The organism is Corallococcus interemptor (assembly GCF_003668875.1).
GTDB lineage: Bacteria > Myxococcota > Myxococcia > Myxococcales > Myxococcaceae > Corallococcus > Corallococcus interemptor.
The window spans coordinates 64,192-71,782 of the sequence record NZ_RAWM01000036.1 but is presented as its reverse complement, the minus strand read 5'-3'; the positions used below and the strand labels follow the sequence as shown (position 1 = coordinate 71,782).

7 protein-coding genes and 1 pseudogene are annotated in these 7,591 nt (G+C 71.0%); 7 read left to right on the top strand and 1 reads right to left on the bottom strand.

What is annotated here, in order from left to right; genetic code table 11:
- A pseudogene (locus D7X96_RS16145) lies at positions 1-372 on the bottom strand (tenascin-X); the annotation flags it as partial.
- 223 nt (positions 373-595) lie between these two features.
- Here D7X96_RS16145 and D7X96_RS16140 point away from each other — a divergent pair.
- The 7 genes from D7X96_RS16140 to D7X96_RS16110 all read left to right on the top strand — a co-directional run bounded on the left by D7X96_RS16140 (position 596) and on the right by D7X96_RS16110 (position 7,466).
- Positions 596-850 (top strand): hypothetical protein, encoded by a 255-nt coding sequence (locus D7X96_RS16140; protein ID WP_244219602.1) that lies wholly within the window; start codon positions 596-598, stop codon positions 848-850.
- 9 nt (positions 851-859) lie between these two features.
- Positions 860-1,186, top strand: a complete 327-nt coding sequence (locus D7X96_RS16135; RefSeq protein WP_233610251.1) for a hypothetical protein — start codon at positions 860-862, stop codon at positions 1,184-1,186.
- 308 nt (positions 1,187-1,494) lie between these two features.
- Positions 1,495-3,222 carry a serine/threonine protein kinase gene (locus D7X96_RS16130; RefSeq protein ID WP_244219601.1) on the top strand — a complete coding sequence of 576 codons (1,728 nt, stop codon included), beginning with the start codon at positions 1,495-1,497 and terminating at the stop codon, positions 3,220-3,222.
- A gap of 71 nt (positions 3,223-3,293) precedes the next feature.
- Positions 3,294-4,247: a glutathione synthase gene (gene gshB, locus D7X96_RS16125; protein ID WP_120548138.1), complete on the top strand. Its 954-nt coding sequence runs from the start codon at positions 3,294-3,296 to the stop codon at positions 4,245-4,247.
- Between the two features lie 2 nt (positions 4,248-4,249).
- Positions 4,250-5,029 (top strand): tRNA1(Val) (adenine(37)-N6)-methyltransferase, encoded by a 780-nt coding sequence (locus D7X96_RS16120; RefSeq protein WP_120548139.1) that lies wholly within the window; start codon positions 4,250-4,252, stop codon positions 5,027-5,029.
- A gap of 115 nt (positions 5,030-5,144) precedes the next feature.
- Positions 5,145-5,651: a DoxX family protein gene (locus D7X96_RS16115; protein WP_120548140.1), complete on the top strand. Its 507-nt coding sequence runs from the start codon at positions 5,145-5,147 to the stop codon at positions 5,649-5,651.
- A gap of 105 nt (positions 5,652-5,756) precedes the next feature.
- The gene (locus tag D7X96_RS16110) at positions 5,757-7,466 is read left to right on the top strand and encodes a CapA family protein (RefSeq protein ID WP_121770125.1); all 1,710 of its coding nucleotides are present in this window, start codon (positions 5,757-5,759) and stop codon (positions 7,464-7,466) included.
- The last annotated feature ends 125 nt before the right edge of the window (positions 7,467-7,591 follow it).

Below are 7,591 nucleotides of genomic sequence, written 5' to 3'. Positions count from 1 at the left end.
GCCCCCCGGCGCCCGGCCCACCAGCGTGGCCGTCAGCACGCCCGTGGCCTCCGGCCGGTAGGACAGCCGGACCGGGACCTCCCCCGGCGCCATCCGCGTGGGCAGCCCGTCCGCGGCGAAGGGCGGCGCCAGGGCCGTCCACTCCACGTCCAGCGTCGTGCGGCCGGCGTTCACCACCCGGAGCTCCACCACCCGCTCCACCTGGGGGTAGCTGGCGGGGAAGGCCACGGCCTCCTGGGAGACCCGCAGGAGGCTCCGGGCGCCCGTCAGGGGGGGTTCGTCCCGGCAGGCGCTCCCGAAGGCCACCAGGGCCGCCAGGGCCATTGCCAGGGCCGTCTGGCCCCCACTGCCCACCGTCCGCGTGCGCGCCATCGTGGCCTCCGTCCCCTGCCTTTACACCCCTCTCCATCCCCGTGTCCCACGGCACCCTACCCCCCGGTCTTTCAGGATTGGGCACTTCCGGGCCTGAGTTTTTTTCAGTCCCAAGGGTTTCGAGTGCTTCCAACCCCCCGGAACGACAGGCATGTCGCAGGGTATGGTTCTGGCAACGGGCGCGAGCATGACCCTGGCCGGCCCACCGCAGGATTCTCCGGGATTGCAGGCATTCACCGTGCTCATCGCCCGGGGTGTGCAGCCCACCGTGGACGGGCTGTCGGCGGAGGTCCGGCGGGCCGTGCTGGCCGAGCTGTTCCGCATGGGCACGCAGGCGTCCGAGAACCACTCGGGGCACACGCCCTGTCCTCCCTACACCCTGCGCCTGGACGTGGCGGACTGCCGGATGCACGTGGAGCTGGACCCCATGCGCACCCGGCTGTCGCTGACGGGCCTCACCCGGCCCCGGCCGCACTAGGGGACCTGGGTGAACGAGCGGTGGACGTATGGGCAGATGCTGCCCCGGCGCGCGGGCTACGAGGAGAGCTGGGAGCTCACCTACCGCGTGGAGCAGCTGCGGGAGCTGGTGGGCCAGGAGCTGCACCTGGACGCCGGGCTGGCCGCGGAGCTGGACGACACCCTGGCCCGCCTGGTCATGCGCAACCAGCGCCTGCGCGGCCTGCAGCGGATGATGGCCGCGGACCGTGAGCCGGAGGACCTGGTCATGCACCGCGCCGCGCTGGAGGACCTGGACCGGCAGCTGCTCCAGGAACTGCCCGGGCTGCTGGAGCGGCTTCGCGCCACGCTCCTGTAGCATCGTGTCCCTGCGCCGGATGCCTGTGGGTTTCCGACTTGTGCACGGGCCCTGCTTCTTTTCACCAGTCTAATTGGAGTGTTGATCAACTGGTGGAAGCAGTAGGGGAAGCCGAGTTGGGGACAAGTCAGCAAGCTTCGGGAATCATTCACGAATCGGCGATCTGCTACATGTGGGCAAATTGCCGGTTTCCCCCGGGCATCCACAGGCGGGCTTCCAGGCCCCCGGTTGTCCACAGGGCCCTCCACACCATCCACAGGTGATCCACAGGCAACCCGGGGGGCGGCACCGCCAAGGAAGGACCCGGGATGCAACAGCCCTGTTATGGTCCGGCCCGGCTTTTCTCACGACGCGGGCGCCATTCTTCCAAGGCGCTGGAGGATGAGCTCATCGACTTCCATCGGGGCGAGCGCATCGGGAAGTACGAGGTGCTCACGCAGCTGACCGTGGGCGGCATGGCGGAGCTGTTCCTGGGCTACACGTCGGGCCCGGGCGGCTTCCGCAAGTACGTGGTCATCAAGCGCATCCTCCCGGACGCGCGCTCCAATGATCAGTTCGTCCGCATGTTCCTGGACGAGGCGCGCATCACCGCGGCCTTCAACCACCCGAACATCGCGCAGGTGTTCGACCTGGGGGAGGAGGACGACGGGCTCTACCTGGCCATGGAGTTCATCGGCGGGCAGAACCTCAACCAGGTCACCAGCGCGTGCCTGAAGAAGCGCCAGCCGGTGCCGCTGGCCTTCACCCTGTCCGTGGCCCGCGACGTGTGCCTGGCGCTGCACTACGCGCACACCTTCACGTCCCCCGGCGGCGAGGCGAGCCCCGTCATCCACCGCGACGTGGCGCAGAAGAACATCATGGTGACCTACGACGGCACCGTGAAGCTGCTGGACTTCGGCATCGCCAAGGCGAAGAACAGCCTGGAGCGCACCAGCGTGGGCACGGTGAAGGGCACCACCGGCTACATGTCCCCGGAGCAGGTGCGCGGCGATCCGCTGGATGGCCGCAGCGACCTGTTCTCCGTCGGTGTCGTGATGCACGAGCTCATCACCGGAGAGCGGCTCTTCGCGGGCAAGACCGAGCGCGACGAGATGGTGAAGATCCTCGAGGACCCCATCCCGTGGCCGTCCGTGCTGCTGCCGCACATCTCCGAGGACATCTCCCGCGTGGTGATGCGCGCGCTGGAGCGCAACGTGGACCGCCGCTACCCGTCCGGGCGGGACATGGCGCGCGCCATCGAGAAGGCCTCCGGCGGCAAGCTGATGGACGCGGACCAGCGCGCCGCGCTCATGAAGAGCCTGTTCGCGGAGCGCATGGCGGCCACGCGGTCCCTGCTGGAGAGCGCGGACGTCACCACGAGCAGCCAGGTGCTCGCGTCGGCGAAGCGGGCGCTCCAGAAGGATGACGGCCCCTACCTGCCGGAGCGCAAGTCCACCGCGCTCAGCGTGGTGGAGGCGCGCAAGAAGGCGGAGATCGCGAAGCTGCGCGCGGAGCAGTCCGGCAGCGACGAGACCGCGCCCCCGGTGAAGCGCTCGACGCTGGGCGGGGTGTGGGCGCTCCTGTCGCTGTCGCTGCTGCTGGGCCTGGCCTACGGCGCGTTCCGGCTCACGAAGCTGCTGGAGGCCGAGGAGACGACGACCCCGCCCTCCCCCATGGGCCTGGGCCCGATGATTCCCATCCGGCCGCCGGAGACGCCCGTGCCCGACGCGGGCGTGGCCACCGCGGAGGCGGACAAGGACAAGGACCGGGACCGGGACCGGAAGGACAAGGACCGGGACGAGGCCACCGCCAGCAAGGGCAGCCGCAAGGGCAAGGCCCGGGGTGAGGTGACGCTCTTCCTGGACGAGCCCGCGGAGGTCTTCCTCAACAACAAGTCCCTGGGCCAGGCGCCCCTGGTGAAGCGCTCCCTGCCGGTGGGGCAGGCGGAGCTCATCTTGGTAGGCGCGGACAAGAAGCGCCGCGTGCTCGCGGTGCCGGTGGAGGCAGGCAAGCCCGTGCGCCTCAACCTGAAGCTGAGGGAGCTGCCGGGCCGCTGAGTTCCGGGGTGGACGGACGCCCGCGCGAAGGAGCGGCATGGGCACAGGGCGTTCGCTATCTTCGCCCCCTCATGGCTCTCTCCCTTGGCTTCCTGATGGACCCGCTCGAGAGCGTGCGGGTGGACCACGACACGACGTTCTCGCTGATGCTGGAGGCCCAGCGGCGGGGGCACGACGTCTATTACTTCGAGCAGGGCTGGCTGCGCTTCAACGGCCGGTGCTCGGAGGCGCGCATGCGCCGGGTGAAGGTGCGGCGTGAGGTAGGGCACCACTTCGACGTGCTGAGCGAGGACGTGCGGCCGCTGTCGAAGCTGGACGTGCTCTTCCTGCGCAAGGACCCGCCCGTGGACGCGGACTATCTGCACGCCACGCAGCTGGTGGAGCTGTGTCCGGACCGTCAGCCCATCTTCATCAACAACCCGTCCGGCATCCGCGACGCGAACGAGAAGCTCTTCACGCTGAACTTCCCGGACCTGATGCCGGAGACGCGCGTCACGCGCGAGCTGTCCGTGGTGCTGGAGTTCGCGGCGAAGAACGCGCAGGGCACCATCCTCAAGCCCATTGATGGCTTTGGCGGCAAGGGCATCCTCTTCCTCGCGCCGGGGGACCGTAACGCGCGCTCCATGGTGGAGCTGCTCACGCAGGGCGGGAAGGAACCCATCCTCGCGCAGGCCTACGTGCCGGAGAGCCGCCTGGGCGACAAGCGCATCATCCTGGTGGATGGAGACCCGGTGGGCGCGGTGCTGCGCGTGCCGTCGGACGCGGACCACCGGGGCAACATGGCCGCGGGTGGCACGCCGATGAAGGCGGCCATCACCGACCGCGACCTCTACATCTGCAAGCGCCTCAAGCCGTCGCTCCAGGAGAAGGGGCTGACGCTGGTGGGCATCGACGTGCTGGGCGACTACCTCACGGAGGTGAACGTCACCAGCCCCACGGGCCTGGTGGAGGCCAGCCACCTGGACGGCGTGTCCTGCGAGGCGCGCGTGCTGGACGTCGCTGAACGGATGCACGGCGCGCGTTGACCGTGGGGCTCGTCCATCTGGAGGACGGCGAGACGCTGGACTCCATTGGCACCGCGGACGTGCGCGTGTTCCAGCGCCGCACGGGCTACCGCTTCACGCTGGACGCGGTGCTGCTGGCGCACTTCGCGTCCACGGAAGGGCATGACCTGCCGGGGCCCGTGCTGGAGCTGGGCGCGGGCAGCGGCGTGGTGTCGCTGCTGCTGGTGAAGCAGTTCGGCGTCGCGGGCCCGGTGGACGCGCTGGAGTTGCAGCCCGCGGTGCACGCACGGCTGACGCGCGCGGTGGCGCTCAACGGGTGCGAGGGCCGCGTGCGTCCGGTGCTCGGGGACCTGCGGCAGGCGCGGACGCTGTTCGTGTCCGGGGCGTACGGGCAGGTGGTGTCCAACCCGCCATTCCGCCGGGCCGAGGCGGGCGTGGTGAGCCCGGACGCGGAGCGGGCCGTGTCCAAGTCGGAGGTGGCCTGCGACGCGGCATCCGTGGTCGCGGCGGCCCGGCACGCCCTGCGGCCCGGGGGCGGCGTGAGCCTGGTGTATCCGGCGGCGCGGCTGGCGGAGGTGCTGGGGGTGCTCGCGGGCGCGCGGCTGTTCCCCCGGGTGCTTCGGTCCGTGCACGCGCGGGTGGATGCGCCCGCCACGCGCTTCCTGGTGCAGGCGCTGAGGGACCAGGACCGGGGCCTGTCCGTGCGTGCGCCGCTCATCGTGCATGGCGCTGGGCCGGGCGGGTACAGCCCGGAGGTGGCGGCGCTGATGGACGTGCCGCTGGCGGAGCGGAGCGGGGGTTGAGGGGCCGCCCGCTGGGCGTGGGGCCCTGCGGGCGTCGGGGCCGGATGGGGAGATGCGTCACAACGTAAGGGGCACTTCACCCACAGGACGTCCGCGTCCCGACGAGGAGAGCCTCATGAACGTGACGATGCTCAACGAACAACCGTCGCTGCTGAAGTCGGCCGCGCTGCTGCCTCCGCGCCTGTCGTTGGGCGCGACGATGATCCACCACGGCCTGGCGAAGCTGAAGAAGGAAGGCATGGAGCAGCAGGTGGGCATGTTCGAGCAGCTGGGCATCAAGCCCGGCAAGCCTTGGCTGCTGGCCACGGGCATCACGGAGCTGGTGGCCGGGGTGAGCTCCATCCTGGGCATCGCGACGCGCTTCACGGCGGTGTCGGTCATCGTCACGCAGGCCATGGCCATCGCGAAGGTGCACAGGAAGAACGGCTTCGACATGACGAAGGGCGGCTACGAGTTCAACCTGGCGCTCATCGCCATCGCGCTCGGGACGCTGATGCGCGGGCCGGGGCGGCTGTCCCTGCACAGCGCGCTGGAGCGGCGGGTGAAGCGCAAGGAGCTGAGGCACTTCCGGCTGCTGCCGCGTCAGCGCCGGGGCTCGATGCTGCTGGACGCGCTCGGGTAGATAGGGGCCTCGAGGGGGGTGGGGGTGTTGCCTGCCCGGCTGCTGCCGAACCGGGCCCGTGGGGAGCGCCCCTGTCCCCGCCGCATCCCGTAAGATGCGCGGGCCATGGCCCCCCCGTCCGTCCTGCTGATGCTGGCGCTCGCCGCGCCCGTCCCCAACTTCTCCACAGCCCAGTCCTCCAGCACCGCGCGCCTCACCGACGCGGGCATGGCCTCCGTGCGCTCCGTCATCCGGGACGCGGGCATCGGACGGCTGGAGGCCGCGGGCCTCGCGTCGGTGAAGCGGGCCATGGATGACTCCGGCACGTCCGCCGCCATGCGGATGCCCGCGGGCATGGCCCAGGCACCCGCGACGGACACGGTGCCCGCCACGGGCGCGGCGCAAAGCCAGACGGAATCCCTCTCCGAAGCCGGCCGCGTCGCCGTGGAGGCGAGCCTCGCCGCCCTGCGCGCCGCCGCCCTCGCGATGCACGGCGACGCCGCCGCGTCCGGCCTCGCCGCCGTGGGCAACCCGGACGAGCACTACGCCCGGGGCGTCGCCGCCCTCCAGTCCAAGGACTCGCGCACCGCCATCACGGAGCTGTCCGCGTGCGTGCAGGCCGCGCCGTCCCGCGCCGACTGCCGCTGGGAGCTGGGCTGGGCCTACTCCGTCGAGGGCCGCTGGGCGGACTCCCTCACGCAGTGGACGCAGGTGCGCGCGCTCAATCCCAATCAGCCGGACCTGGAGGGCGCGCTCACGCAGGCCCGCAACCAGGCCGCGCTCCAGGCGAAGCTCGCGCAGCCCGTGGACAGCACGCCCCGCCCTCCCCCGCCGCCGGGCGCGAAGCTGCGCATCCGCGCCGCCGGTGACCTGATGCTCGGCACCACCGTGCCGGAGGGCTACCTGCCCCCCGAGGGCGGCGGCAGCGTCATCGCGGCCGTGCGCCCCCTGCTGGAGGACGCGGACCTCACCTTCGTGAACCTGGAGGGCCCGCTCTGCGACACCGGCAAGACCACCAAGTGCCGCTCGCCCGCGAACTGCTACGCGTTCCGCTCCCCCACCTCCTTCGGTGACTCCCTGAAAGAGGCCGGCGTGGACGTGGTCTCCACCGCGAACAACCACTCCGGTGACTTCGGCGAGGAGTGCCGCCGCGCCACCGAGTCCACCCTGGACGCGCTGGGCATCGCCTGGAGCGGCCCGCCGGGCAGCGTGGCCACCGTGGAGCGCAACGGGCTGAAGATTGGCCTCGTGGCGTTCCACACGTCCGCGGGCTGCAACCACCTGAACAACCTGCCCACCGCCACCGCGCTGGTGAAGCAGACCGCCGCCACGCACGACATCGTCATCGTCTCCTTCCACGGCGGCGCGGAGGGCGGCAAGGCCCTGCACGTCCCGCAGGGCAAGGAGATGTTCTTCGGCGAGGACCGCGGCGACCTGCGCGTCTTCACCCACGCGGTGGTGGACGCGGGCGCGCACCTGGTGCTCGGCCACGGCCCGCACGTCGCGCGCGCCATGGAGTTCTACCAGGGCCGCCTCATCGCCTACTCCATGGGCAACTTCGCCACCTACGGCCGCTTCAACCTCAAGGGTCCGCAGGGCCTGGGCATGATCCTGGAAGTGGAGCTGGACGCGAACGGCCGCTTCTCCAACGGCCGCATCCTCCCCACGAAGCAGGTTGGCGAAGGCATCACCTGGCCGGACCCGGACGCCAACGTCGTCTCGCTGGTGCGCAAGCTCACCACCGAGGACTTCCCCGAAACGGGCGCCCGCATCGCCGACGACGGCCGCCTCTCTCCGCGCAAGTCGCCCGTCACGGCCTCCAGCACCGCGCCGTAGCGCCGAGCCTTCACGACAACGCCGCACCCGCACCCACGGAAGACACACCTCCGTGGGTGTTTTGCATTGCACGCATCGCGCGCCACCGTCAGGGAATGCGCGCTTCGTTGAAGCCGGGCTGCTGC

What these genes read in the sequence shown, in the direction of transcription:
- gshB (WP_120548138.1), top strand. Translation starts at nt 3,294, where the DNA reads ATGGCTCTCTCCCTTGGCTTCCTGATGGACCCGCTCGAGAGCGTGCGG.
- D7X96_RS16130 (WP_244219601.1), top strand. Translation starts at nt 1,495, where the DNA reads ATGCAACAGCCCTGTTATGGTCCGGCCCGGCTTTTCTCACGACGCGGG.
- D7X96_RS16110 (WP_121770125.1), top strand. Translation starts at nt 5,757, where the DNA reads ATGGCCCCCCCGTCCGTCCTGCTGATGCTGGCGCTCGCCGCGCCCGTC.
- D7X96_RS16115 (WP_120548140.1), top strand. Translation starts at nt 5,145, where the DNA reads ATGAACGTGACGATGCTCAACGAACAACCGTCGCTGCTGAAGTCGGCC.